The organism is Streptomyces sp. 15-116A (assembly GCF_025290915.1).
In the GTDB taxonomy this organism is placed as follows: Bacteria; Actinomycetota; Actinomycetes; order Streptomycetales; family Streptomycetaceae; genus Streptomyces.
The window spans coordinates 1-23,541 of sequence record NZ_JAOCQE010000032.1 but is presented as its reverse complement, the minus strand read 5'-3'; the positions used below and the strand labels follow the sequence as shown (position 1 = coordinate 23,541).

Genomic DNA, 23,541 nt, shown 5'->3' with positions numbered 1-23,541 from the left:
TGGCTAAGCCGCGACCCTGACGACCTTCAGGCCGGCCGCTCGTAGGACTTCGACGACGGACCGCGGGTCGGGGGAGCGCAGCAAGAGGGCTTGGCCGTTCCGGTGATGGAGTTCGACACTGTGCCGCAGAGTCTGGATGACCACCGCCCCGAGAAGCTCCCCGACGGGCAGTGTCAGCCGGGCGTCGTTCGTACCGTGCAGCGTGAGGACGTCGCGGTCGAGGGCGAGAGCTGCCACGCGCGCAGGACTGAAGTCCCAGCTTGCCAGGCCCTCGGTCGCTACCGGGTTCTCGGGCTGCAGGCCGTGCCGGACCGCCACGACCCGCAGCCCCGGGTGCCGTTCGGACACCCTCCGGAACACGACGGCAAGTCGCCGCTTCTCCCGCGTCCGTGCCCCGAGGACGAGCAGAACGCCCAGCATCAGTACGGCCAGTGAGGCGATCGCGGCGACGACATAACCAGTGGCGTCGTCCGGATCATTGGTGAGGTACGCGGTGCTGACTCCGGCCAAGGGGAGGGCGCACCAGGTGAGTTCAAGGGGGAGGATTCTGGACGGGACGGACTCGACGACATCGGTACTCTGTTCGCAGAGCGCCCTCTGGCGCCGCTGGCGCTCCTCCGGAAGTCGGCGGATCGCCCTCTCGTCGTGGAACCAGGCGCTCCTTGTTCCCATCTTCTTCACCACGCTGCCCGCGTAGGCCCCCAGCACGGCCAGTCCGGCACAGAACCCGGCGGGCGCCGATCGCGTGATCCCTTCCACCACGGCTATGGCGACGGCGAGGATCGCGCTCAGCAGGCACGTGGCGGCAGCGGTGATCCATCTCAGGTGGGGAGTCAGTCCCGTGCCGTATCGCTCGAGCAGGTGCGCATCGTCCGGTGGCTCGTCTCCCGACGCCGGCAGCAACCGGGCCTCTGGCCACCGGTCGACGACCGCCCACTGCTTGATCAGGGCCCACCGACTTCTGCCTTGTGCGCGCATGCGCAGCAACCCCAGCAGGGGCACCGCACCCCCACCGATCACGATGGCCACAGCCAGCACAAGCGTGGACAGCGACGGAGACCAGGCCACATCCGTCACCGCGCCGACGAGCAGGCCCACTACGACACCGGCGGCGAGAGCGACGAGCAGTCCGCAGAGCAGCGACAGCAGAGCGCGCGGACGGGACAGGTCGGCTTTGATCAGCTTGGCGAGAACCTCGGCGCGTTCACGTAGCAGCGCACCTTTGTTGTCGAACGAGGGAAGGGGCGAAGGCGTCGGATGGGGTGATGTGTTCGTCATTGATCCGGTTCCCGTGACACTGCGACGGAGTCCAGAGGGGGCTCTTCGAACGTAGATCGTCCTGCGATGGCAGAGACCAGCCCGGCGAGCTCCCATACGTGCTCCGGTGTCAGGCTGATTCCGATCACGAGAAGTCCTTGTCGGCCTCCGGGAGGGCAGGAGAGGGCGCCCACCAACCCAATCGTGGCCCCGGACGAGTCACTGCCGTCTCTGGGGCCGACGACCGGCTGGGAGATGAAGCCGAACCCGATGCCCATGTCGGTGGTGAAGGACTCCTGATAGGACGGTCCTTCCATCCGAGCGCCATAGGCTTGGCTGAGCAGCGCACCCAGGTCGACATCGGCCGAGAGGTTGGGTACGTCGATCACGCCGGCCATGACTTGCCAGTTGACGGCGGTTTCCGGTTCCTCGGGCAAGGGAGCCGAGACGATGCCGTAGAGCAGCACGCCGCTGGTCAGCAACGTGGTGTGCCACTCCATCAGGGCGTCGACGAACTGGTCCTGCCGATGGCCGGGCACAGTCGGATAGGTCCGTCGCACGATGTCGGCGCACCGGCTCCGAGTCGCCTCCCTGTTCATGCCGTCGGACAACAGGTCGAACCAGTCCTTCGGTACGAACAGATTCACTCGTCCCAGTGGCTGGGCATCCATCATGAGCCGTCCCCCGGAGAGCGATCGACAAGCGGACCGAAGGTTGCACCCGTGAACAAAACGTTGCCGGTCTCGATCAGCCCGTCCGTGCCCATCGCTGTAATGGTGTGGCCGGTCCACGTGGTGAAGTACTGGGCGCCACGCCATGCCATGTCACTGCCGGTCATGTTGTACGAGAGATCCCGCCCGAGCTGGAAATAACCCATCGGCATTTCCTCCGTGGCGTTGATGCCGAGCCGAGATGCACCCCGTAGGTTGGCCAGCCCCAGTGTGTGCTGCGGGACTGTTCTCACAGCGCCGGCAGCGCGAGCCTGTGCCATGACCTTCGCGCCCACCTTCAAAGCGCCGATGCCGACGGCCAGCCCTACTGCATCGAGAATGACGTCCTTGTCGGTCAGTGCTTTGAGGAAGCTGCCCGTCTTTCCAACGGCTGAGAGGTAATGCGAGACAAGTGCGACTGCCCCGAGTACGAGTGAGATTCCGGCCAGCCACTGCAAGCCCGGCACGAGAGCCATCAGTCCGAGAATGGGGCTAATAAATCCGGCGATGTCGCCGATCACCTTGAGCAGCGGCGCGATCTTTGCCAGCATTTCCGTGGGGTTCGTGATGGCCCACGCGATTGTTTTCAGCGCATCGCCGACAGCGTCCGTGAGCTTGTCCCAGGCGCCAGGCTCATTGGGTGCGATGTCGCTCGCCTTCTTCAGGCGGGAGGCGATGCGACGGCCTTCTTCCTCATACTGCTGATGGAGAGTGCGGGCACGTCGTCTGACGTTCTCGACGGGATCGTCTTCGCCTTTGGCTGGTGACTGCTTTCCGGTCGTCGGCTTTCCCTCGCCGTCCGACGACTTCTCCTTCTCCTGAGCCCTCTGCGCCTCGGCTGCCTCACGCTCCAGATCACGTGCCCGCTTCTGGTGAGACTGCATGTACTCGGACCAGTCGGTGAGCGCCCTTTTCGCCAGGTCGAACGACATATAGGCGTCGTGCACCTTCGGGCGGAAGTCATCTGCCAGCAGCTCACGGAAGGCCGTGGCGGCCTTGCCTCGCCATTCCCCCTTCGCCGCGCCCCGCAGAACGAGATCGATCTCGCTCAGCGCTTCGGCTGTGTGTTTGACGAGTTTCACTACTTCCTGGAGCGTAGCGTGGTCGCCGGGGCAGGGAACGAAGCCCAGGACCGGGAAGTCGTCGACTGTCGGATAGGTCACTTCTTCTGCGCCGCCTCACGGAGGGCCTTCGCCAGTTCTGCATCCAGGCCGCCGAAAGCTTTTTCAATCTTGTCCAGAGCCTTCACTGCGCTCTTGGAGAATTTTTTCAGCTGATCGATTCCGTACTTCCATTCGTCGCCGAACGAATCCATGCGCTTTTCGAGCTCCGACGCCCCCATCGCTTTGCTGTCTACGCGGTCCATTGCTCTGGATGGCTTGTCCAGAAGAGTCCCGATGTGTGCCAGGTTCTCTCGGACGCGTTGCAGCATTTCACTATCGATATACAGATCACTCACAAGATCCCCCATCTTTGTCGACGTCGGTCACAGAAGTGCGCCAGGGCCGGCAGAATCACGAGCAAAGGTGCATGCTAGGGCATTGCGTGGACGGTCTGTCTTGCGGTGCTCAACCTGCTCCGAGCATGATGACGGCGCACCCGGGGCGGTGCGTCAGTGAACGCATCGGGTCAGGTTGTATCGATGCCAGCAGATCGTCGCGCAGAGGAGCGGATCGGTGATGATCCAGATGACCGAGGAGATCCGGCGTGGCCGGCGGGCCAGACTGCTCTCCGACGAACCAGGATTGACTGTCCGCCCTGCCGGCAGCGTGTTCGCGTTCTACGGAGTGTGCACGGCCGTCCCCCTGGCGGTGGCTGTCTTCTGTTTCGTGGTGCGGCCGGATGACCTCCTCGTCGTCGGCGTTCTCGCGGCCCTTGCAGCCGCCGTGGCGAGCGCCCCACTGGTCGTCAGGCTGATCGACCTGCAGCGGGCGCGCTCCACGGTGCGCCGCGTGCACCGCGCGGCGGACTTCGGTCCTGCGGAGAGCACGCATGCTGTGGCCTTCGGCTTCCATGCCGGTGGTGAAACGGAGGTCTCCCGCTGGGATGCCGCGCCGGCGCGGGAGGGTGTACTGGTGATCAGGGAGGGTTGCCTGCAACTCCGGAGCGCCGACGGGGCATCCCTCGAGCTTCCTCTCGACGACGTCCTCGGCGCCGTCCTCGCGACCGCTCCGAGAACGGCGTCTGTCGACCTCTACACGCGTGACGGGCACGCCCTGGAACTGCGCACTTCCAGGCTGCGGTTGCGTGCCGTGGCCGCGGCTCTGTCAGGGGCGGGCGTCCGGTTGGTGCAGGAGCAGTCGGCACAGTCCTGAACTCAGCGGTTGATGGACTGAATCCTCGGCTGCGCCCGGCTCATCCCAGTCGTTTCGTCAGTGTGTACTCCGTGATGCCCGGGGGATAGTCGGGGATTTCGCAGACGACCTCGTAGCCCTGTTTCCTGTAGAAGGCCGGGGCCTGGAAGTCCCAGGTTTCCAGGCGGGATGCTGTGCAGGCGCGTTCGGTGGACGCGAGGTGTTCCGCGGTGGTCAGGAGGCGGGTGCCGAGGCCCTTGCCGCGGTGGGGGGCGTCGACCCACAGGTAGGTGACGTGGAGCCAGGTCGTCCAGGTGTGGCCGACCAGGCCGCCCGCGAGGTTGCCGGAGGGGTCCGAGGCCCACACGTGCAAAGGGGACTCGCGTTCGTCGGGGGTGCCGCGCAGGGCGCGCAGGACGGGGGAGGCCGCCGTGTTGGTGTCCCGCAGACGCCTGCGGAGCAGATCACGTCGGGCCTTGTCGACTTCTGTCTCCAGACGAAACATGCGGCTCACCATAAACGGGCCAGGACCGCCAGTTCTGCAAATAACCTTCCGCTCCCGGCCCCCGCCCGTACCCTGATGAAACAGCGCCGGTGGGGGCCGGTGGGCGATCCCCTGCTCTGTGGCAGAGCTCGGGGAAGGGGGTTTCGTGGTTCGCATCCGAGTCCTGGTCGTCGACGACCATCGCATCTTCGCCGAGTCACTGGCCGCGGCACTGGCCGCGGAGCCCGATGTCGAGGTGGCCGCGGCCGGCAGCGGCCCGGCCGCGCTGCGCTGTCTGGAGCGGGGCGCCGCCGAGGGGCGGCGTTTCGACGTCATGCTCGTCGACGCCGATCTGGGCGGCAAGGTGCCCGACGGCCGTCCGGCGGCGCCCGTGCAGGACGGCGACGAGGACGGCCTCGTCGACGGGATGGCGCTGGTCGCCGGGGTCCGCTCGGCGCAGCCGCAGGTACGGATCGTCGTCCTCGCCGAGAAGGACGACCCCCGGCGGGCGGCCCTCGCCCTGCAGGCCGGGGCCTCCGGCTGGGTGGCCAAGGACTGCTCGCTGAACAGGCTGCTCACCGTCATCCGGGGCGTCCTGCGCGACGAGACGCATCTCCCGCCCGCCCTGCTCACCGGCGTCCTGCGCGAACTGACCGCCGCCCGCAAGCACCGCACCGAGAGCGAGCGGCTGGTGGAGTCCCTCACCCCGCGCGAACGGGAAGTGCTGCGCTGCATGGTGGCCGGGCTGGGCCGCAAGGCCGTCGCCGAGCGGCTGTATCTGTCCCCGCACACCGTGCGCACGCATATGCAGAACGTGCTGGGCAAGCTCGGCGTGCACTCCACGCTCGCCGCCGTCGCCCTCGCCCGCCGCGCGGGGGTCGGGCCCGTCGACCTATCCGGGGATGTTGTCGAACGGGGCGGTCAGCTGGCGTAGCAGGGCGGCGAGTTCGCTGCGCTGCGCGCGGGAGAGCTCCGCGAGGATCGCCCGCTCCTGGTCGAGCAGCCCGGCCAGCGACTGGTCGGCGCGGTCGCGTCCCTCGTCGGTGAGCCGGACCAGCACACCGCGCCGGTCGCTGGGGTCGGGCAGCCGCTCCACCAGGCCCTTCTTGGCGAGGCGGTCGATACGGTTGGTCATCGTGCCGGAGGTGACCAGCGTCTGGGTGAGCAGCTGTCCCGGCGAGAGCTGGTACGGGGAGCCCGCGCGGCGCAGCGCGGTCAGTACGTCGAACTCCCAGGGCTCGAGCCCGTGCTCGGCGAAGGCGAGCCTGCGGGCCCGGTCCAGATGCCGGGCGAGTCTGCTGACCCGGCTGAGCACCTCGAGCGGTTCCACGTCGAGGTCCGGGCGCTCCCGGCGCCACGCTGCGACCAGCCGATCGACCTCGTCCTCCATGGCGATCAGTGTAGTGGTTGTGTCGATGTGAAGTCTCTTGACGTCGAGTCTCTTGACGTCGAGGAAATGTGGGGCGCAGGGTGGGTACGCGTCCGTCCGCACCCACCGGGAGGCCCTATGCCCGTCACCCCCACCTGGGATCCCGCCCAGTATCTGCGTCACGCCGGGCCCCGCACCCGGCCCTTCACCGACCTCCTCGCCCGCGTCCCCGAACCGGCCGCGCGCTCCCCGCGCATCGCCGACCTCGGCTGCGGCGCGGGCAATGTCACCGCCCTGCTCGCCGAACGCTGGCCCACCGCCCGCATCACCGGCTACGACAACTCACCCGAGATGCTCGACAAGGCCCACGTCGACCACGCGGGCCCCACGGCGGGCGGCGGCCGCCTCGACTTCGCCCACGCCGACGTCCGTACCTGGACGCCCGAGGAGCCGTACGACCTGATCGTCAGCAACGCCACCCTGCAGTGGGTCCCGGGGCACGCGGAACGCTTCGCCGACTGGATCGCCGGGCTGGCCCCCGGCGGCACCTTCGCCTTCCAGGTCCCAGGCAACTTCGACGCCCCCAGCCACACCCTGATGCGCGAACTCGCCCACCGCCACGGCCTCGCTGGCACCCTGCGCCACGAGGACGCCGTCCTCACCCCGGGCGCCTACCTGACCCGCCTCACCGGCCTCGGCTGCACGGCCGACGTCTGGGAGACCACGTACGTCCACCTGCTGCCGGGCGAGGACCCGGTCCTCGACTGGGTCAAGGGTACGGGCCTGCGCCCCGTCCTCACCGCCCTCGCCGACGATCCCGAGACGCGGGACGCGTTCATCGCCGAGTACCGGGCCGCTCTGCGCACCGCATACCCGCCAGGCCCCCACGGCACGGCGTTCCCGTTCCGCCGCGTCTTCGCCGTCGCCCGCACGCACACCGGGAGCGCGACATGAACACCGCCGTCGATCACGCCCAGCTCGCGGCGCCTCCCGGGAGCGAGGGTCTCCTGCGTGCGTACGACGCCGGCGTCCTCGGCATGACCGAGATCCCCAAACCATCCGACCTCGCCGCCCGTGGCGGCGGTAGGCAGCCGCCCGGACTTCCTGGAGCCCGTTCAGGACGCGTGATCAGGGGAGGCGGGAAGCCTCAGCAGGCGCCGGACCTCCTCATGCGGAATGCCCTCGCCGAGCGTTCCCTCGGCCTTGCGCCGCAGGTAGCCGGCGACGGCGAGGTCGTCCTCGAGGTCCTCCAGCACCTGGGGTGAGACGAGGAACGCGGCGACGCGCCCCTCGTGGGTGAGCGCGACGGACTCCCGGGTCCGGGCCACGTCGCGGACCAGGGCGTCGAGCCGGGCCGCGGCCTCCACGACAGGGATTCTCCTCGCCGGGCCGGCCGTGCGAGTCATGCCCATCGGGTCGGCCGTGCGAGTCGGGCGAGGCCGACTGGTCGTGCCAGTCGGGTCGGGCATGCCAGCCGGGTCGGGCATGCCGGCCAGGTCAATCATGTCGGCCGCATCGGGCGTGCCGGTCGCGTCGGTCATGCCCGCAGCGTTCCACACCGGCGTCCCACGGACCCCGGTCTCAGCTCTTCCGGTGACCGATCAAACGCGGTTTCGGTTCCAGGCCGTCCAGGCCGTGCCAGGCCAGGTTCACCAGGTGGGCCGCGACCTCCGCCTTCTTCGGTTTGCGGACGTCCAGCCACCACTGGCCCGTCAGGGCGACCATGCCGACCAGGGCCTGGGCGTAGAGGGGTGCCAGCTTGGGGTCGAAGCCGCGGGACTTGAACTCGCGGCCCAGGATGTCCTCCACCTGCGTCGCGATGTCCGAGATCAGCGAGGCGAAGGAGCCCGTCGACTGGGGGATGGGGGAGTCGCGGACGAGGATGCGGAAACCGTCCGTGTACTCCTCGATGTAGTCGAGCAGCGCGAACGCCGCCTGCTCGCACAGTTCGCGGGGGTGGCCGGCGGTCAGCGAGCTGGTCACCATGTCCAGCAGGCGCCGCATCTCACGGTCCACCACCACCGCGTACAGCCCCTCCTTGCCGCCGAAGTGCTCGTACACCACCGGTTTGGAGACCCCGGCCTTCGCCGCGATCTCCTCCACCGACGTGCCCTCGAAACCCTTCGCCGCGAAGAGGGTGCGGCCGATCTCCAGCAGCTGCTGGCGGCGCTCCGCTCCCGTCATCCGGGTCCGGCGCGTGCGCCGCGGCTTGTCATTGCTCGGGGTGCTGCTGGAGTCGGTCGCCACGGCGACCATCATGCCGCCTCGACGGTCTCCTTCCGGCGCCGGGAGCCGTCCTCGGCGGTGTTACGGCGCGAATCGATACGCGAGCGTGACGGCCAGCGCACGTCGTACGCCCAGCCCAACTGCTCGAACCAGCGGATCAGGCGGGCCGAGGAATCCAGCTGCCAGCGCTCCACACCGTGCCGCGCCGACGTCGGATCGGCGTGATGCAGGTTGTGCCAGGACTCGCCGCAGGACAGGATCGCCAGCCACCACACATTGCCCGAGCGGTCCCGCGACTTGAACGGCCGCTTGCCCACCGCGTGACAGATCGAGTTGATCGACCACGTCACGTGGTGCAGCAGCGCCACCCGCACGAGCGAGCCCCAGAAGAAGCCGGTGAACGCGCCCCACCACGACCAGGTGGCCAGACCGCCGATCACCGCCGGCAGCGCCAGCGAGACCGCCGTCCACAACACGAACTGGCGGGAGATCGCCCGCATCGCCGGGTCCTTGATCAGATCCGGCGCGTACTTCTCCTGCGGCGTCTGCTCCTCGTCGAACATCCAGCCGACGTGCGCCCACCACAGGCCCTTCATCAGCGCCGGAACCGTCTCCCCGTACCGCCACGGCGAATGCGGGTCGCCCTCGGCGTCGGAGAACTTGTGATGCTTGCGGTGATCGGCCACCCAGCGCACCAGCGGCCCCTCGACCGCCATCGAGCCCGCGATCGCCAGCGCGATCTTCAGCGGGCGCTTGGCCTTGAACGAGCCGTGCGTGAAGTGACGGTGGAAACCGATGGTGATGCCGTGGCACCCGAGGAAGTAGAAGAACACCAGCAGACCGAGGTCCAGCCAGCTCACCCCCCAGCCCCACGCCAGCGGCACGGCCGCCACCAGCGCCAGGAACGGGACGATGATGAAGAGCAGCAGCGTGAGCTGCTCGAGGGAACCCTTGCGCTCCCCGCCCAGCGTGGCGGAGGTCGCGTCGGCGTCGGACGGGGATGTCTTCGGAGCTTCTTCGATCACATCGGAACTTGAGGTCATGCGTGTCCCCTGTGGGGTATGCGGAAACGGGGGTGCCGGGCTGCCGGTACCGAGCGGAGTTCCTACGGTTCCGTAACCTACGGCTTCGTAAGTATGGCAGTGCGTCGCCCGGCGGCAAGAGCCCGTGAGCCTGCGCGTCCCGGCCGACACCTATCCTGGGAGTCGGTCGGACAGCGCGGTCCGCTCGGAATACTTCCCGGACGCCCCGGCCCGTATGCGGCCCCCGCCGCGCGAGACGCCGTCCGGGTACCCCTCCCAGACGAGCTTCAACACTGCAAGGAGCCGCACCTGTGAGCAGTGCCGACGACCAGACCACCACGACGAGCACCGAGCTGCGTGCCGACATCCGCCGACTGGGTGACCTCCTCGGGGAGACCCTCGTCCGGCAGGAGGGCCCGGAGCTGCTCGACCTCGTCGAGAAGGTACGCCGCCTCACCCGGGAGGACGGCGAGGCCGCCGCCGAGCTGCTGCGCGGCACCGAACTGGAGACCGCCGCCAAGCTGGTCCGCGCCTTCTCCACCTACTTCCACCTGGCCAACGTCACCGAGCAGGTGCACCGCGGCCGCGAACTGCGCGCCCGCCGGGCCGCCGAGGGCGGACTGCTGTCCCGCACCGCCGACCGCCTCAAGGACGCCGACCCCGAGCACCTGCGCCAGACCGTGCAGAACCTCAACGTCCGGCCCGTCTTCACCGCCCACCCCACCGAGGCCGCCCGGCGCTCCGTCCTCAACAAGCTCCGCCGCATCGCCGCCCTCCTCGACACCCCGGTCATCGCCTCCGACCGGCGCCGCCTGGACACCCGGCTCGCCGAGAACATCGACCTCGTCTGGCAGACCGACGAGCTGCGCGTCGTCCGCCCCGAACCCGCCGACGAGGCCCGCAACGCCATCTACTACCTCGACGAGCTGCACGCGAACGCCGTCGGCGACGTCCTGGAGGACCTCACCGCCGAACTGGAGCGCGTCGGCGTCAAGCTCCCCGACGACACCCGGCCCCTCACCTTCGGCACCTGGATCGGCGGCGACCGCGACGGCAACCCCAACGTCACCCCCCAGGTGACCTGGGACGTCCTCATCCTCCAGCACGAGCACGGCATCAACGACGCCCTGGAGATGATCGACGAGCTGCGCGGCCTGCTGTCCAACTCCATCCGCTACGCGGGCGCCACCGAGGAACTGCTGGCCTCCCTCCAGGCCGACCTCGACAACCTCCCCGAGATCAGCCCCCGCTACAAGCGCCTCAACGCCGAGGAGCCCTACCGGCTCAAGGCCACCTGCATCCGCCAGAAGCTGGAGAACACCAAGCTCCGCCTCGCCAAGGGCACCCCCCACGAGGCCGGCCGCGACTACCTCGGCACCGGCGAACTCCTCGCCGACCTGCGGATCATCCAGACCTCGCTCCGGGAGCACCGCGGCGGCCTCTTCGCCGACGGCCGCCTCGCACGCACCATCCGCACCCTGGCCGCCTTCGGCCTCCAGCTCGCCACCATGGACGTCCGCGAACACGCCGACGCCCACCACCACGCCCTCGGCCAGCTCTTCGACCGGCTCGGCGAGGAATCCTGGCGCTACGCGGACATGCCCCGCGACTACCGCACCAAGCTCCTCGCCAAGGAGCTCAGGTCCCGCCGCCCCCTCGCGCCGACCCCGGCGCCCGTCGACGCGGCCGGCGAGAAGACCCTCGGCGTGTTCCAGACCGTCAAGCGGGCCCTGGAGGTCTTCGGACCCGAGGTCATCGAGTCGTACATCATCTCCATGTGCCAGGGCGCCGACGACGTCTTCGCCGCCGCCGTCCTCGCCCGCGAGGCCGGGCTGATCGACCTGCACGCCGGCTGGGCGAAGATCGGCATCGTGCCGCTGCTGGAGACGACGGACGAGCTCAAGGCCGCCGACACGATCCTGGAGGACATGCTCTCCGACCCGTCCTACCGGCGCCTGGTCGCGCTGCGGGGCGACGTCCAGGAGGTCATGCTCGGCTACTCCGACTCCTCCAAGTTCGGCGGCATCACCACCAGCCAGTGGGAGATCCACCGCGCCCAGCGCCGCCTGCGCGACGTGGCGCACCGGTACGGCGTACGCCTGCGCCTCTTCCACGGCCGCGGCGGCACCGTCGGCCGCGGCGGCGGCCCCACACACGACGCGATCCTCGCCCAGCCCTGGGGCACCCTCGAAGGCGAGATCAAGGTCACCGAACAGGGCGAGGTCATCTCCGACAAGTACCTCATCCCCGCCCTGGCCAGGGAGAACCTGGAACTGACGGTCGCCGCGACCCTGCAGGCCTCCGCCCTGCACACCGCGCCCCGCCAGTCCGACGAGGCCCTCGCCCGCTGGGACGCCGCCATGGACGTCGTCTCCGACGCCGCCCACACCGCGTACCGCAGGCTCGTCGAGGACCCGGACCTGCCGTCCTACTTCCTCGCCTCCACCCCCGTCGACCAGCTCGCCGACCTCCACCTCGGCTCCCGGCCCGCCCGCCGCCCCGGCTCGGGCGTCTCGCTCGACGGCCTGCGCGCCATCCCCTGGGTGTTCGGCTGGACCCAGTCCCGGCAGATCGTCCCCGGCTGGTTCGGCGTCGGCTCCGGACTCAAGGCGCTGCGCGAGGCCGGCCTCGACACCGTGCTCGACGAGATGCACGAGCAGTGGCACTTCTTCCGCAACTTCATCTCCAACGTCGAGATGACCCTCGCCAAGACCGACCTGCGCATCGCCCAGCACTACGTCGACACCCTCGTCCCCGACGAGCTCAAGCACGTCTTCGACACCATCAAGGCCGAACACGAGCTCACCGTCGCCGAGGTGCTGCGCGTCACCGGCGAGAAGGAACTGCTCGACGCCCAGCCCGTCCTGAAGCAGACCTTCGCCATCCGCGACGCCTACCTGGACCCCATCTCCTACCTCCAGGTGGCGCTCCTCAAGCGCCAGCGCGACGCCAAGGCCGCCGGCGAGGACCCCGACCCGCTGCTCTCCCGCGCCCTGCTGCTCACCGTCAACGGTGTGGCGGCGGGCCTCCGCAACACCGGCTGACCGAGTCCCGGATATGACGATGCCCCCGCGCTCCGCACCGAGCGCGGGGGCATCACCATGAAATGCCTCAGACCGCCACGAACGCCGCCGTCAGCAGCGCCACACCCGACCCGGCCAGCACCCACGCCGCCCGCGTCCTGCGCAGTCCGCCCGCCACCACCACCGACGCCAGCAGCAGCGCACCGCCCATCGGCACCCACGCGTACAGCACCCCGCCCGGCCCCGACCGCACCGCGTGCGTGCCGCCCGGCTTGAGCACCACCGCGTACGTCTCCCCCTCCGCGACGGCCACCGAGTCCTCCAGCACGACCCGCTCCCGCGGCTGCGACCCCGCCGACACCGGCGTGTACGGGCCCGAGCACGTCCCCGAGCCGCACCGGGTCACCTCGACCGCGCCCCGCTCACGCCCCTTGGTCAGCATCACGTGCTGCGCCGTGCCCCAGGACGCCCACACCCCGGCGATCAGAAGCAGCACGGTCACCGTGCCCATCGCCGCGACCCGTCCGAAAGAGAGCACCGCAGAAGAGACGACCGGAGAAGGCATGGCCGCGATCCTTGGCCATACCTGTGCGCTCGGTCAACTCGCCCGGGGGACAAGTCAGGAGTTGTACGTACCTTGCGCCCGCTCCAGACCGTCGATCACCAGACACTCCACCGCGTCCGCCGCCCGGTCCACGAAATAGTCCAGCTCCTTGCGCTCCGCCGACGAGAAGTCCTTCAGCACGAAGTCCGCCACCGGCATCCGCCCCGGCGGACGCCCGATCCCGAACCGCACCCGGTGATAGCCCGGCCCGAACGCCTTCGTCATCGACTTCAGCCCGTTGTGACCGTTGTCCCCACCGCCCAGCTTCAGCCGCAGCGTCCCGTAATCGATGTCCAACTCGTCATGAATCGCCACCACATGAGCCGTGGGCACCTTGTAGAACTCCCGCAGCGCGTTCACCGGCCCACCCGACAGATTCATGTACGACATCGGCTTCGCCAGCACCACCCGACGGCTCCCCGGCCCCGGCGGACCGATCCGGCCCTCCACCACCTGCGCCTGCGCCTTACCCGCCCGCTTGAACCGGCCGCCGACCCGCTCCGCCAGCAGATCCGCCACCATGAAGCCCACGTTGTGCCGGTTCCCCGCGTACTCGGGCCCCGGATTGCCCAGCCCCACGATCAGCCACGGAGCCGCCGCATCCGTCGTCACGGTCGTCACGTCTACGTTCCCTTCATACGCGTCACCTACGCGCCTTCATACACGTCGGCCGCTGCCCCGTACGGGAACAGCGGCCGACGAAACTGACGACTCGCGCCTACACGAAGGCTCAGGCCTCGGCGGCCTCTTCGCCCTCTTCCTCGGCGCCCTCCGGCGCCTCCTCGGCCTGCGCGGCCAGGATCTGCAGCACCACGGTCTCACCGTCGACCGTCAGCTTGGTGCCCTGCGGCAGCGTGATGTCCTTGGCCTGGACCGAGTCACCGGCCGCCAGGCCCTCGATGGAGACGGTCACGTTCTCCGGGATGTGCGTGGCCTCGGCCTCGACCGGCAGCGCGTCCAGGACGTGCTCCAGCAGGTAGGCACCCGGGGCCAGCTCACCCTCGGTCACCACCGGGATGTCCACCTGGACCTTCTCGCCGCGCTTCACCAGCTGCAGGTCCACGTGCTCCAGGAAACCCTTCAGCGGGTCACGCTGCACGGCCTTCGGGATCGCCAGCTCGTTCGACTTGCCGTCGATGTCCAGCGCGATCAGCACGTTCGGCGTACGCAGCGCCAGCAGCAGCTCGTGGCCGGGGAACGTCAGGTGCAGCGGGTCCGAACCGTGCCCGTACAGCACACCCGGAACCTTGTTGTCACGACGGATACGACGCGCGGCACCCTTGCCGAACTCGGTGCGCGTCTCGGCGGAGATCTTCACCTCGGACATGCTCAACTCCTCGAAGTCAGAAACGGACGTGGTCACCCGGCCACGAACGGCCTGCTACGAAGAGCGCGTCGATTACGGACCGCCGTACACCGCCTTCAGAACGCGGTACGGCCTCCCTCGCCGAGCAACTGCAGCAGTCTACTCGGAGGGGGAGGCCGTACCCAAAACGATCACCGGAAACCCTGGAGGGCCCGGCTGCAGAACCCTTACTGCTCGTCGAACAGGCTCGTCACCGAACCGTCCTCGAACACCTCACGCACCGCACTCGCGATCGTCGGCGCGATCGACAGCACCTTGATCTTGTCCAGATCGTCGCTCAGCTCACCCGGCGTCGGCAGCGTGTTCGTGAACACGAACTCACTCACCCGGGAGTTCTTCAGCCGGTCCGCCGCCGGACCCGACAGCACACCGTGCGTCGCCGTCACGATCACGTCCTCCGCACCGTGCGTGAACAGGGCGTCGGCCGCCGCGCAGATCGTGCCACCGGTGTCGATCATGTCGTCCACCAGGACACACACGCGGCCCTTCACCTCACCGACCACCTCGTGCACGGTGACCTGGTTCGCCACGTCCTTGTCCCGCCGCTTGTGCACGATCGCCAGCGGCGCACCCAGACGGTCGCACCAGCGGTCCGCCACCCGCACACGACCCGCGTCCGGCGACACCACCGTCAGCTTCTCCCGGTCCACCTTCGCCCCCACATAGTCCGCCAGCAGCGGCAGCGCGAACAGGTGGTCCACGGGACCGTCGAAGAAGCCCTGGATCTGATCCGTGTGCAGATCCACCGTCAGCAGCCGGTCCGCACCCGCCGTCCGCATCAGATCCGCGATCAGACGCGCCGAAATGGGTTCACGACCCCGGTGCTTCTTGTCCTGCCGCGCGTAACCGTAGAACGGCACGATGACCGTGATGGACCTGGCCGACGCACGCTTCAACGCGTCGATCATGATCAACTGCTCCATGATCCACTTGTTGATCGGCGCCGTGTGGCTCTGGATCAGGAAACAGTCGGCACCACGAGCCGACTCCTGATACCGCACATAGATCTCGCCATTGGCGAAGTCGAAGGCCTTCGTCGGGACAACCCCGACACCCAGCTGCTGGGCGACCTCCTCGGCAAGCTCGGGGTGGGCGCGGCCGGAGAAGAACATCATCTTCTTCTCGCCGGTCGTCTTGATCCCGGTCACAGCACTTTCTCCTCAGAGGTCGTCACAGCTGGGCGTGTCCGAAAAACCTCTCAGCCGACTCGCGAGAGGCCATCTCAGCTGGTGGGGGTGCGGATGTGCACTTATCACGGTACGCCGTGTTCCAGGCACCCGTTTCCGGTCAGCCCTCCTCGGCCGACCCCCGGGAAGCCGCCTCCGCAGCCTTCGCGGCGGCACTCCCCGGACGCTTACGAGCCACCCAACCCTCGATATTCCGCTGCTGACCACGGGCCACGGCCAGCGAACCGGGCGGCACATCCTTCGTGATCACCGAGCCGGCAGCCGTGTACGCGCCGTCCCCGATGGTGACAGGAGCCACAAACATGTTGTCCGAACCCGTACGGCAATGCGACCCGACCGTCGTGTGGTGCTTGTCCTGACCGTCGTAATTCACGAACACACTCGCCGCACCGATGTTGCTGTACTCACCGATCGTCGCGTCACCCACGTAGGAGAGGTGCGGGATCTTGGTGCCCTCGCCGATCGAGGCGTTCTTCGTCTCGACGTACGTACCGATCTTGCCCTTGGCGCCCAGACGCGTCCCCGGACGGAGATACGCGAACGGGCCGACGGACGCCTCGGGGCCGACCTCGGCACCGATCGAGACGGTGTTGTCGACACGGGCGTTCGCACCGACCCGGGTGTCCGTCAGGCGGGAATTCGGGCCCACCTCACAGCCCTCGGCGAGATGCGTGGCGCCGAGCAGCTGCGTGCCCGGGTGGACGATCACGTCCTGCTCGAAGGTCACGGTGACATCGACGAACGTCGTGGCCGGGTCGACGACCGTCACCCCGGACAGCATCGCCTCGGTCAGCAGCCGGTCGTTGAGAATCCGCCGCGCCTCCGCCAGCTGCACACGGTTGTTGATACCGGCGATCTCCCGGTGGTCCGCCGCCAGCGCCGCACCCACCCGGTGACCCGCCTCGCGCAGGATCCCCAGCACGTCGGTGAGGTACTCCTCGCCCTGCGAATTGTCCGTCCGCACCTTCTTGAGGGCGTCGGCGAGCAGTGCGCCGTCGAACGCGAAGACCCCGGAGTTGATCTCACGGATCGACCGCTGCACGTCGGTCGCGTCCTTGTGCTCCACGATCGCGGTCACGGCGCCCGTGTTCTCGTCCCGCACGATCCGGCCGTAACCGGTCGCATCCGGCACCTCGGCGGTCAGCACGGTCACGGCGTTGCCGTCCGCGGAGTGCGTCTCGGCGAGCTGCCGCAGGGTCTCACCGGTCAGCAGCGGGGTGTCGCCGCAGACGACCACGACGGTCCCGTCGACCGCGCCGCCCAGCTCCTCGAGCCCCATGCGTACGGCGTGACCGGTCCCGTTCTGCTGCGCCTGCACGGCGGTGCGGACATCGGGCGCGATCTCGGCGAGATGAGCGGTCACCTTCTCGCGGGCGTGGCCCACGACGACGACGAGATGCTCCGGCTGGAGCTCGCCGGCGGCGGCGAGCACATGTCCCACCAGGGAACGGCCACAGATCTCATGCAGGACCTTGGGTGTGGCCGACTTCATACGGGTGCCCTCACCCGCTGCGAGAACGACGACGGCTGCCGGGCGAATGGCGCTCACGGGATGCCCTTCGGCTGTAAGGGGGTGGGGTGGACATCCGCAGGATACCGGGGTGAAGGGGGGTGAATATGAGCGTGGCCCCGGGCAAGGCTGCCGGGGCCACGCGTCGCAGCTCCCCCATCAGGATTTGAACCTGAACTTAAGGGACCAAAACCCTCAGTGCTGCCCGATTACACCATGGGGGATGAAACTCGGCTAAACCGGACATTCGGTTAGGGGGCCGAGTGGGCTCCCAACACTATGCCGTACCAGGCGCCCTCCATGCGACGGTACAACTCGGCGCTCCTCGTGACGTAGATGACCAAGCAGCCGCGATAGGAGTCGCCGACGTTCTTGCGAACCGTCCGCGGGTTGTGCTTCTTGAGCGTGGCTCGCTGGAAAGTGGAAGCGTCCACGCCTGCCAGGTCGGCCCAGAAGGCCTCGGCTGCGGTCACGTCCGCTGACTCGTGGATGCTGACGCGGAACCGCATCCGTTCGCGCTCCACGCCCAAGTATTCGAGCCAGCGGAGATAGAAGCGGATGACGTTCGGGTCGCTGTTGATGAAGTGCAGGATCTCCCGGCGCTGCCTGCCGTAAGTTTTGTCTTTGGCTCCCTCGGCCCAGTAGAGAACCACTCCGGCCAGAAACAGTTCGCGGGATGACAGGTCGCCGACCGCCTGCTTCGCCGCTTCCTTCGTGCGCTGGCGCTCCTCGTCGCGGATGCGCAGCTTCTGCTCCCAGCCTCTGCGGGAGATGGCCGCTGCCTCCTCGGGGGTGCGCTTGCGTTCCGGCTTCGGTAGGTCCCGTACCCACAGGGAGATCGAGCTCTTGGAGCAGCCCAGCTCGACCTGGATCTGGTCGTAGGTCCAGCCCTGGAGGCGTAGGTCCCTCGCCCTTTCTCGCAGGTCGTCCTTTGCGTTGGGGCGCTTGGTCCATTCCGGGGGCGGTTCGCCCTCCAGGAGGCGGTTGAGGATGTCGTTGTTGTCGACGTGCAGGCGGTCGCGGATCTGGCGTCGGCTCAGGCCTGCTCGGCGCAGGGCTACCGCCTGTTCGCGGAGGGTGTCGAAGTCGGCGTACTTGCCTGGTGCATGTGTCACAGGCATACCGTCTGGCCGGAATGGGTGGTTCCGGGGTCGAACGGTGTGCGGTTCACCAGTTCGAGGGATATCGCGTCGTATCGCTTGTCGAAAGTCACCGGAAATGTGGTGCCTCGCGACCGTAGGCTGGGTGTATGACCGCGACGGGGGAAGAGCTTGTGTCGGCCCGGGGAGGGCCGTGGTGGTGGGCGCGGCGGCGCAGTGCCGTGCTGGATGTGGGCCTCGCGGTGGTGTCCGCCGTGGAGTGTGGGCTGGAGGGGATCCCGTTCGCGCGGGACGCGGGGATCCCGCTCGCCGTCGGAGTCGTTTTCGGGGTGCTGGCCGGTTCCGTGCTGGTGGTGCGGCGGAAGTGGCCGGTCGCTGTCGTGTTGGTGACCATCGCCGTGACGCCGGCCCAGATGGGGTTTTTGATGGGCGTGGTGGGTCTTTACACGCTCGCCGCGTCGGAGATGCCGCGCCGGATTATCGCCTCGCTCGCGGGGATGTCGCTGGTGGGGACGTGGATCGTGACGTTCGTGCGGCTGCGGCAGGACGTGGCGCGCGGGGAGCTGACCATCGGGGACTGGTTCGTGTGGTTCGCCTCGATCGCGACGTCGCTGGGGGTGACCGCGCCGCCGGTGCTGCTGGGGATGTACGTGGGGGCGCGGCGCCGGTTGATGGAGAGCTTGCGGGAGCGGGCGGACTCGCTGGAGCGGGAGCTTCAGTTGCTCGCCGAGCGGGCCGAGGAGCGGGCCGAGTGGGCGCGGAACGAGGAGCGGACGCGGATCGCGCGGGAGATGCATGACGTGGTCGCGCACCGGGTGTCCCTGATGGTGGTGCATGCGGCGGCGTTGCAGGCGGTGGCGCGGAAGGATCCGGAGAAGGCGGTGAAGAATGCCGCGCTGGTGGGGGACATGGGGCGGCAGGCGCTGACGGAGCTGCGGGAGATGCTCGGGGTGTTGCGGGCCGGTACGGAGGCCGGTGGGCAGCGGCGGGAGCGGGTGCCGGTGGCGCCGTTGGCTGCGGTGGGGGTGGCCGCGGCGGCGGCTGCTTCGCGGGCGGCCGATGGGGAGGAGGGCGCGGCGGAGGGGCCGTGTCTGTCGGACATCGAGGAGCTGGTCGGGCAGTCGGCGGCTGCGGGGATGGTCGTGGATCTGTCGGTGGAGGGGGAGGGCCGGTCGTATGCGCCGGTGGTGGAGTCGACGGCGTACCGGGTGGTGCAGGAGGCGCTGACGAACGTCCACAAGCATGCGGCGGGGGCGAAGACGTATGTGCGGCTGGCGCATCGGGTGTCGGAGATCGCGATGCAGGTGGAGAACGAGCCGCCGCCGCAGGCCGCGTCGTCGGCGGGCCTGCCGTCCGGGGGGAATGGCCTGGTCGGCATGAAGGAACGGGTGGCGGCGCTGGGTGGGGTGTTCGTCTCGGGCCCGACGGATGCGGGTGGTTTCCGTGTGTCGGCGGTGATCCCGGCGTCGTAGGCCGGCGGCCGGCGGGTCCGGGCTCGGCGCGGGTCCGGTGGGCGAGGGTGCGGCTCGCGTGGGTCTGATGGGTCGGCTGGTCCGGCTCGGCGTGGGGGCCGGTGGTGGGCGGGGCGAGGCGGCGTCGGTTTCGGTGGTGGCGAGGTTCAGTTTGGAGCGGGTCCGGTGGTGGCCGGACGAGTCGTCGTGGGTCCGGTGGGCTGCGGGGTGAGCCGGCGCGCGGCCGGATGGTTGGCGGATGTGCTGGTGCGTGTCCGGGGGGCGTGGCTCGAGCCCGGTTCGGTCCCGATGGTTCGCGGGCTGGGCCCTCGTGGGTCGGTGGCCGGCGAGTTGAGCCGGCGAGGTGCGGATGGCCGGCGGGTTGTGCCGTTGCGAGCCCGGTTCGGGTCCGATCGTCCGTAGGTCGGGCCGTCGGTGCCCGAAGTGGCCGACCCGGAAGTCAGCTCGCCGTGAGGCGGGTGGGGGGTGTGCCGGTGATGAGGGTGGTGAGGGCTTGGTCGATGTGGGGGCCCAGGTACCAGTCGCCGGTGTGGTCGAGGGCGTAGACGCGGCCTTCGGTGTCGATGGCGAGGAGGGCTTCCGTGTCGGTCTCGGCGCCGAGGGGGCAGACCTGGGTGTCGAGGGCGCGGCCGAGGTCGCCGAGGGTGCGGGCGGTGTGGAGGCCGTGGAGGGGGTCGAGGTGGAGGGTCGCGGGGGCGATCTGGCGGCCGGGTCCGGTGGGGTGGATGTGGAGCCCCCCGAATTCGGCCCACGCCTCGACGGCGGCGGGGAAGACGGTGTGGCGGTGTCCGGCGGGTGAGGTGTGGTCGCGCAGGGCGTCGGCCCAGATCTCGGCCTGCTTGATGTCCCAGCGTCCGGGCTGCCAGCCGGCGGCGCGCAGGGCGGCGTCGACGGGTACGGGGAAGCGGGTGGTGGAGGTGCGGTCGGTGTGCATCTGCCCTTGGTTCGTCGGGGTCGTGGGTCGGGGCCGGGCCGGGGGTGGTGGTGTGGCTCGTGTCAGTCGTCGGTGGTGGCGGGGTCGACGATGCGGACGCCGAAGTGGGCGCTGAGGGCGGTGCAGGCGCGGCAGGGGGTGGCGAAGCCGCCGTGCAGGGGGTCGCCGTCCTCGCGGATGCGGCGGGTGGTGAGTTTGGCGTGTTTGAGCGCTTTGCGTGCTTCGCCGTTGGTCATGGGTTTGCGTGCGGCGCGTTTGCTGCGTGCGGCGTCGGTGGCGGTGATGTGCCGGGAGATGAGGATGGTCTCGGCGCAGCGGCCGGTGAAGCGGTCGCGCTGACCGCTGGTGAGGGTGTCGAGGAAGTCCTGGACGAGGGGGTGCAGGGCGGGGGGCGTGTCGCCGCGGGCGGGGGTGCCGGTGAGGGTGGCGCCGCGCACGGAGAGGGCGGCGGCGACGGTGGGCAGGATGCCGTCGCGGCGGTGGCGCAGCGTGGGGGCGGGGGCGTCGCCGGTGGCGCTCCAGCCGATGCGGGGGTCACCGGTGCGGGGGTCGCCGGACTGGCCGGTAGCGGTCCCCGTCTGGGCACCTGCCTGCGTCATGTTCATGCCTGTCATCCCCTCCCGTGCATCCCCCCGGAGGTCACAGAGTGCCAAATGCCGTGGCTGAAGCGGAAGCTGGGGCGGGGCGACACGCCCGGGACGGGGCGGGCTGTCATCGCAGGGTGACGGCTGGTCACGGAAGCGGAGGGGTGGTGACCGGTGCCGGTGACCGGTGTCGGCGTACCGCATAGGCTGTCGGGCACCGCGATCCGTGCGGTGAGAGAAGTCGTACCAGACGTAACAGACGTGACAGTCGAATACGGTCCGTGACCGGCCGAGGGCGGCCGGGGTGGGGCGTATCAGAGTGCCGCAGGGGGCAACCGCCATGACGACAGGTCGGCTCGGGCAACAAGCCGCGCCGCCGAACGCGGCCTACGCCGGGCAGGTCGTGCATTTCCCGGATCCGGTGCGGGCCGCCCGGCATCCGAGAGGTGTGCGGGTGGACGAGCGTGGTTACCCCGACTTCTCGCCCTACGCGCGGGCGGCCGCGCAGATCGCGGATCCGCCGGAGGGCTTCGGCGTCGACGAGCTGCGGCTGACGGACTATGTGTCGGCGAACGCGGCGCTGGCGGCGAGCGGGCACGAGCTGTGGGACACGGTGCCGGCGGTGGCGACGCCGCACGGCTGGACGTGGCATCACGTGGCGGGCACGCGGCGGCTGGAGCTGGTGCCGGTCGAGGTGAAGGCGCTGCTGCGGCATCACGGCGGGGTCGCGACCGCGAACGTGGATCAGGACAAGCGGGGCACACGGCCGTTGCAGGAGACGCGTCCGGCGCATTTCGGGCTGCCGAAGTCGGGTGTGGCGGTGACGGAGGCGCAGGTGCAGCAGGTCGAGGAGGACCTGGGGTACCGGCTGCCGGGTGCGTACCGCTCGTTCCTGAAGGCGGCGGGCGGCTGTGCTCCGGTGGGCACGGCGCTGGACGCGGAGCTGGGGCTGCTGGTCGACCAGCCGTTCTTCACGGTGCGGGACGAGGCGGCGGTCAATGACCTCGTCTACGTCAACAAGTGCCTGCGGGACCATCTGACCAAGGACTATCTGTGCGTCTCCTTCGTGCAGGGCGGGCTGCTGGCCGTGAAGGTGCGGGGCGAGCGGGTCGGTTCGGTGTGGTTCTGCGCGTACGACGATGTGCGGGACGTGGATCCGTCGTGGCCGCCGGCCGAGCGGGTGGAGCGGCTGCTGCTGCCGTGCGGGGACGACTTCGACGCGTTCCTGTCGCGGCTGGCGGGGTCTCCGCCGGAGCTGGAGACGGTGGCGAATCTGATGGTGGACGGCGGTTTCGCGCAGGTCGTCCCGGTTTCTTCCGCGGGGGAGTGAGCTCGTAGCGATGGTGACGTACGCGCAGGCGCAGGAGCGCGCGGAAGAGTGGATCAACGGGGATGTGCCGTCGTACCAGCATCGTGAGGTGCGGGTGCGGGAGTTCGATCTCGGGTTCGTGGTGTGGGCGGAGGACCGTGCGGACGGGCCGCGTTCGGACGGGGGCGCGCAGCGGCTGGTGATCGCCCGGGACAGCGGGGAGGCCACGCTGTGGCCCGCGCTGCCGGTGGGCGAGGTGATCCGCCGGTACGAGGAGGAGTACGGCCGTCCGGAGGCCTCGCCGGAGCCGGAGGCGGCGCCCGCGCCGGCGCGGGTGGATCTGAATCAGACGTCGTTTCTGCTGAGTCCTCCGGAGTGGTTGCAGGAGGCGGCGGACCGGCTGGGGATTCCGGATCGGCGGGAGTCGGGGGCGAGTGCCGGGGCTGGGGCTGCTGGGTCTGGTTCGGCTGCGGCTTCGGATTCGGCTTCGGGCCCGGATTCAACCTCCGGTTCGGCTTCGGGGGCGGGCTCCTCGGCTTCGGGTTCGGGTTCGGGCGCGGCTACGGGTTCCGCCGCTTCGGGCTCGCACGCCTTCGGTGCCGGCGCCGGTGTGCCGGGGCAGGGGGCGGCCGCTGCTCCCGGGAGCGGTGCCGCGTGGCCCGCTGCTGCCGGGGAGGGCGACTCCTCGGCGGAGGTGCGGGCGGGCGCCGGGGCGACGCCCTGGGCCGGTACGGACACCAACGCCGATGCCGGTGAGGACCGTTCCGTACCTCTGCCGGACACCGTGTTCGCGCCGCAGTTGAGCGAGTCGGGCGACGACACTCCGCCGCCGCCCCCGGCCACGGCGGACGCTCCGACGGCGCTGATGTCGGGCGGCAGCCAGCTTCCGCCGACGGCACTCGCGCCGGCGGTGCAGGAACCCGGCGCGCAGGGAACGCCGGGTACGCCTCCGCCCGGTGCGCCGAGTGCGCAGTCGGCCTCGCAGGGCGGGGCCTCGTACGGGTATCCGGGGCAGGGGGCCGCCGCTGTTCCGGGCACGCCGCCGCCCGCTCCGGGTGGGGCGTCGTACGGGTACCCGGGGCAGGCGCCC

23 protein-coding genes and 1 pseudogene are annotated in these 23,541 nt (G+C 69.5%); 7 read left to right on the top strand and 17 right to left on the bottom strand.

From position 1 onward, the window contains the following. Positions 1–3 precede the first annotated feature (3 nt). Genes N4P33_RS08985 through N4P33_RS08970 form a run of 4 tightly spaced genes read right to left on the bottom strand, consistent with a single transcriptional unit; the run spans position 4 to position 3,426 of the window. Positions 4–1,278: a hypothetical protein gene (locus N4P33_RS08985; RefSeq protein ID WP_260825782.1), complete on the bottom strand. Its 1,275-nt coding sequence runs from the start codon at positions 1,276–1,278 to the stop codon at positions 4–6. Continuing rightward, entirely contained in the window at positions 1,275–1,931 is a 657-nt protein-coding gene (locus N4P33_RS08980) for a hypothetical protein (protein ID WP_260825781.1), read from the bottom strand. The genes N4P33_RS08985 and N4P33_RS08980 overlap by 4 nt, the downstream gene beginning before the upstream one ends. Then, positions 1,928–3,130, bottom strand: a complete 1,203-nt coding sequence (locus N4P33_RS08975) for a putative T7SS-secreted protein (protein ID WP_260825780.1) — start codon at positions 3,128–3,130, stop codon at positions 1,928–1,930. The genes N4P33_RS08980 and N4P33_RS08975 overlap by 4 nt, the downstream gene beginning before the upstream one ends. Then, a complete protein-coding gene (locus N4P33_RS08970; protein ID WP_260825779.1) occupies positions 3,127–3,426 on the bottom strand; it encodes a hypothetical protein in 300 nt (99 codons plus the stop codon). Before N4P33_RS08970 ends, N4P33_RS08975 begins: the two co-directional genes overlap by 4 nt. 220 nt (positions 3,427–3,646) lie before the next feature. On the opposite strand from N4P33_RS08970, the gene N4P33_RS08965 reads away from it, so the two are divergent. Next, complete coding sequence (locus N4P33_RS08965) at positions 3,647–4,282, top strand: hypothetical protein (RefSeq protein ID WP_260825778.1); 636 nt, start codon at positions 3,647–3,649, stop codon at positions 4,280–4,282. Positions 4,283–4,322: 40 nt separating this feature from the next. On the opposite strand, the gene N4P33_RS08960 is transcribed toward N4P33_RS08965, so the two are convergent. Beyond that, positions 4,323–4,766, bottom strand: coding sequence for an N-acetyltransferase (locus N4P33_RS08960; RefSeq protein ID WP_260825777.1), 444 nt, complete (start codon positions 4,764–4,766; stop codon positions 4,323–4,325). Positions 4,767–4,911: 145 nt separating this feature from the next. Between N4P33_RS08960 and N4P33_RS08955 the strand changes: the two genes are divergently transcribed. After that, the gene (locus N4P33_RS08955; protein WP_260825776.1) at positions 4,912–5,679 is read left to right on the top strand and encodes a response regulator transcription factor; all 768 of its coding nucleotides are present in this window, start codon (positions 4,912–4,914) and stop codon (positions 5,677–5,679) included. Here the strand turns inward: N4P33_RS08955 and tamR are convergent. Further along, positions 5,638–6,135: a MarR family transcriptional regulator TamR gene (gene tamR, locus N4P33_RS08950; RefSeq protein WP_260825775.1), complete on the bottom strand. Its 498-nt coding sequence runs from the start codon at positions 6,133–6,135 to the stop codon at positions 5,638–5,640. The two genes, N4P33_RS08955 and tamR, sit on opposite strands and share 42 nt — an antisense overlap. Positions 6,136–6,252: 117 nt before the next feature. Between tamR and N4P33_RS08945 the strand changes: the two genes are divergently transcribed. Continuing rightward, a complete protein-coding gene (locus tag N4P33_RS08945; RefSeq protein WP_260825774.1) occupies positions 6,253–7,068 on the top strand; it encodes a trans-aconitate 2-methyltransferase in 816 nt (271 codons plus the stop codon). A gap of 161 nt (positions 7,069–7,229) precedes the next feature. Here the strand turns inward: N4P33_RS08945 and N4P33_RS08940 are convergent, their stop codons facing one another. Genes N4P33_RS08940 through N4P33_RS08930 form a run of 3 tightly spaced genes read right to left on the bottom strand, consistent with a single transcriptional unit; the run spans position 7,230 to position 9,383 of the window. Beyond that, positions 7,230–7,655, bottom strand: coding sequence for a hypothetical protein (locus N4P33_RS08940; RefSeq protein ID WP_260825773.1), 426 nt, complete (start codon positions 7,653–7,655; stop codon positions 7,230–7,232). Between the two features lie 40 nt (positions 7,656–7,695). Then, positions 7,696–8,373 (bottom strand): TetR/AcrR family transcriptional regulator, encoded by a 678-nt coding sequence (locus tag N4P33_RS08935; RefSeq protein WP_260825772.1) that lies wholly within the window; start codon positions 8,371–8,373, stop codon positions 7,696–7,698. Further along, a complete protein-coding gene (locus N4P33_RS08930) occupies positions 8,370–9,383 on the bottom strand; it encodes a fatty acid desaturase (RefSeq protein ID WP_260825771.1) in 1,014 nt (337 codons plus the stop codon). Before N4P33_RS08930 ends, N4P33_RS08935 begins: the two co-directional genes overlap by 4 nt. A 290-nt stretch (positions 9,384–9,673) precedes the next feature. Between N4P33_RS08930 and ppc the strand changes: the two genes are divergently transcribed. Beyond that, entirely contained in the window at positions 9,674–12,406 is a 2,733-nt protein-coding gene (ppc, locus tag N4P33_RS08925) for a phosphoenolpyruvate carboxylase (RefSeq protein ID WP_260825770.1), read from the top strand. 67 nt (positions 12,407–12,473) lie between these two features. Here ppc and N4P33_RS08920 read toward each other — a convergent pair whose 3' ends face one another. The 6 genes from N4P33_RS08920 to N4P33_RS08895 all read right to left on the bottom strand — a co-directional run bounded on the left by N4P33_RS08920 (position 12,474) and on the right by N4P33_RS08895 (position 18,173). Beyond that, positions 12,474–12,950, bottom strand: coding sequence for a hypothetical protein (locus N4P33_RS08920; RefSeq protein ID WP_260825769.1), 477 nt, complete (start codon positions 12,948–12,950; stop codon positions 12,474–12,476). Positions 12,951–13,004: 54 nt separating this feature from the next. Further along, positions 13,005–13,601 (bottom strand): aminoacyl-tRNA hydrolase, encoded by a 597-nt coding sequence (pth, locus tag N4P33_RS08915; RefSeq protein WP_260825797.1) that lies wholly within the window; start codon positions 13,599–13,601, stop codon positions 13,005–13,007. Positions 13,602–13,719: 118 nt separating this feature from the next. Next, positions 13,720–14,316 (bottom strand): 50S ribosomal protein L25/general stress protein Ctc, encoded by a 597-nt coding sequence (locus N4P33_RS08910; RefSeq protein ID WP_260825768.1) that lies wholly within the window; start codon positions 14,314–14,316, stop codon positions 13,720–13,722. 206 nt (positions 14,317–14,522) lie between these two features. Continuing rightward, positions 14,523–15,503, bottom strand: coding sequence for a ribose-phosphate diphosphokinase (locus tag N4P33_RS08905; RefSeq protein ID WP_260825767.1), 981 nt, complete (start codon positions 15,501–15,503; stop codon positions 14,523–14,525). A 139-nt stretch (positions 15,504–15,642) separates the two neighbouring features. Then, the gene (gene glmU / locus N4P33_RS08900; RefSeq protein WP_260825766.1) at positions 15,643–17,091 is read right to left on the bottom strand and encodes a bifunctional UDP-N-acetylglucosamine diphosphorylase/glucosamine-1-phosphate N-acetyltransferase GlmU; all 1,449 of its coding nucleotides are present in this window, start codon (positions 17,089–17,091) and stop codon (positions 15,643–15,645) included. Positions 17,092–17,303: 212 nt separating this feature from the next. Beyond that, positions 17,304–18,173: a hypothetical protein gene (locus N4P33_RS08895; protein ID WP_260825765.1), complete on the bottom strand. Its 870-nt coding sequence runs from the start codon at positions 18,171–18,173 to the stop codon at positions 17,304–17,306. A gap of 128 nt (positions 18,174–18,301) precedes the next feature. Here N4P33_RS08895 and N4P33_RS08890 point away from each other — a divergent pair, with 128 nt between their 5' ends. Beyond that, positions 18,302–19,624, top strand: coding sequence for a sensor histidine kinase (locus N4P33_RS08890; protein WP_260825764.1), 1,323 nt, complete (start codon positions 18,302–18,304; stop codon positions 19,622–19,624). Positions 19,625–20,063: 439 nt separating this feature from the next. On the opposite strand, the gene N4P33_RS08885 is transcribed toward N4P33_RS08890, so the two are convergent. Beyond that, the gene (locus tag N4P33_RS08885) at positions 20,064–20,558 is read right to left on the bottom strand and encodes an SUKH-3 domain-containing protein (RefSeq protein ID WP_260825763.1); all 495 of its coding nucleotides are present in this window, start codon (positions 20,556–20,558) and stop codon (positions 20,064–20,066) included. 62 nt (positions 20,559–20,620) lie between these two features. Continuing rightward, positions 20,621–21,172, bottom strand: coding sequence for a YwqJ-related putative deaminase (locus N4P33_RS08880; RefSeq protein ID WP_399029091.1), 552 nt, complete (start codon positions 21,170–21,172; stop codon positions 20,621–20,623). 310 nt (positions 21,173–21,482) lie between these two features. Between N4P33_RS08880 and N4P33_RS08875 the strand changes: the two genes are divergently transcribed. Beyond that, positions 21,483–22,472, top strand: a complete 990-nt coding sequence (locus N4P33_RS08875; protein WP_260825761.1) for an SMI1/KNR4 family protein — start codon at positions 21,483–21,485, stop codon at positions 22,470–22,472. A 10-nt stretch (positions 22,473–22,482) separates the two neighbouring features. Further along, a pseudogene (locus N4P33_RS08870) lies at positions 22,483–23,541 on the top strand (hypothetical protein); the annotation flags it as partial.

What these genes read in the sequence shown, in the direction of transcription:
- N4P33_RS08985 (WP_260825782.1), bottom strand. Translation starts at nt 1,278, where the DNA reads ATGACGAACACATCACCCCATCCGACGCCTTCGCCCCTTCCCTCGTTC.
- N4P33_RS08980 (WP_260825781.1), bottom strand. Translation starts at nt 1,931, where the DNA reads ATGATGGATGCCCAGCCACTGGGACGAGTGAATCTGTTCGTACCGAAG.
- N4P33_RS08965 (WP_260825778.1), top strand. Translation starts at nt 3,647, where the DNA reads ATGATCCAGATGACCGAGGAGATCCGGCGTGGCCGGCGGGCCAGACTG.
- N4P33_RS08960 (WP_260825777.1), bottom strand. Translation starts at nt 4,766, where the DNA reads ATGTTTCGTCTGGAGACAGAAGTCGACAAGGCCCGACGTGATCTGCTC.
- tamR (WP_260825775.1), bottom strand. Translation starts at nt 6,135, where the DNA reads ATGGAGGACGAGGTCGATCGGCTGGTCGCAGCGTGGCGCCGGGAGCGC.
- N4P33_RS08945 (WP_260825774.1), top strand. Translation starts at nt 6,253, where the DNA reads ATGCCCGTCACCCCCACCTGGGATCCCGCCCAGTATCTGCGTCACGCC.
- N4P33_RS08940 (WP_260825773.1), bottom strand. Translation starts at nt 7,655, where the DNA reads ATGACCGACGCGACCGGCACGCCCGATGCGGCCGACATGATTGACCTG.
- N4P33_RS08935 (WP_260825772.1), bottom strand. Translation starts at nt 8,373, where the DNA reads ATGATGGTCGCCGTGGCGACCGACTCCAGCAGCACCCCGAGCAATGAC.
- N4P33_RS08930 (WP_260825771.1), bottom strand. Translation starts at nt 9,383, where the DNA reads ATGACCTCAAGTTCCGATGTGATCGAAGAAGCTCCGAAGACATCCCCG.
- N4P33_RS08920 (WP_260825769.1), bottom strand. Translation starts at nt 12,950, where the DNA reads ATGCCTTCTCCGGTCGTCTCTTCTGCGGTGCTCTCTTTCGGACGGGTC.
- N4P33_RS08910 (WP_260825768.1), bottom strand. Translation starts at nt 14,316, where the DNA reads ATGTCCGAGGTGAAGATCTCCGCCGAGACGCGCACCGAGTTCGGCAAG.
- N4P33_RS08895 (WP_260825765.1), bottom strand. Translation starts at nt 18,173, where the DNA reads ATGCCTGTGACACATGCACCAGGCAAGTACGCCGACTTCGACACCCTC.
- N4P33_RS08890 (WP_260825764.1), top strand. Translation starts at nt 18,302, where the DNA reads ATGACCGCGACGGGGGAAGAGCTTGTGTCGGCCCGGGGAGGGCCGTGG.
- N4P33_RS08885 (WP_260825763.1), bottom strand. Translation starts at nt 20,558, where the DNA reads ATGCACACCGACCGCACCTCCACCACCCGCTTCCCCGTACCCGTCGAC.
- N4P33_RS08880 (WP_399029091.1), bottom strand. Translation starts at nt 21,172, where the DNA reads ATGACAGGCATGAACATGACGCAGGCAGGTGCCCAGACGGGGACCGCT.
- N4P33_RS08875 (WP_260825761.1), top strand. Translation starts at nt 21,483, where the DNA reads ATGACGACAGGTCGGCTCGGGCAACAAGCCGCGCCGCCGAACGCGGCC.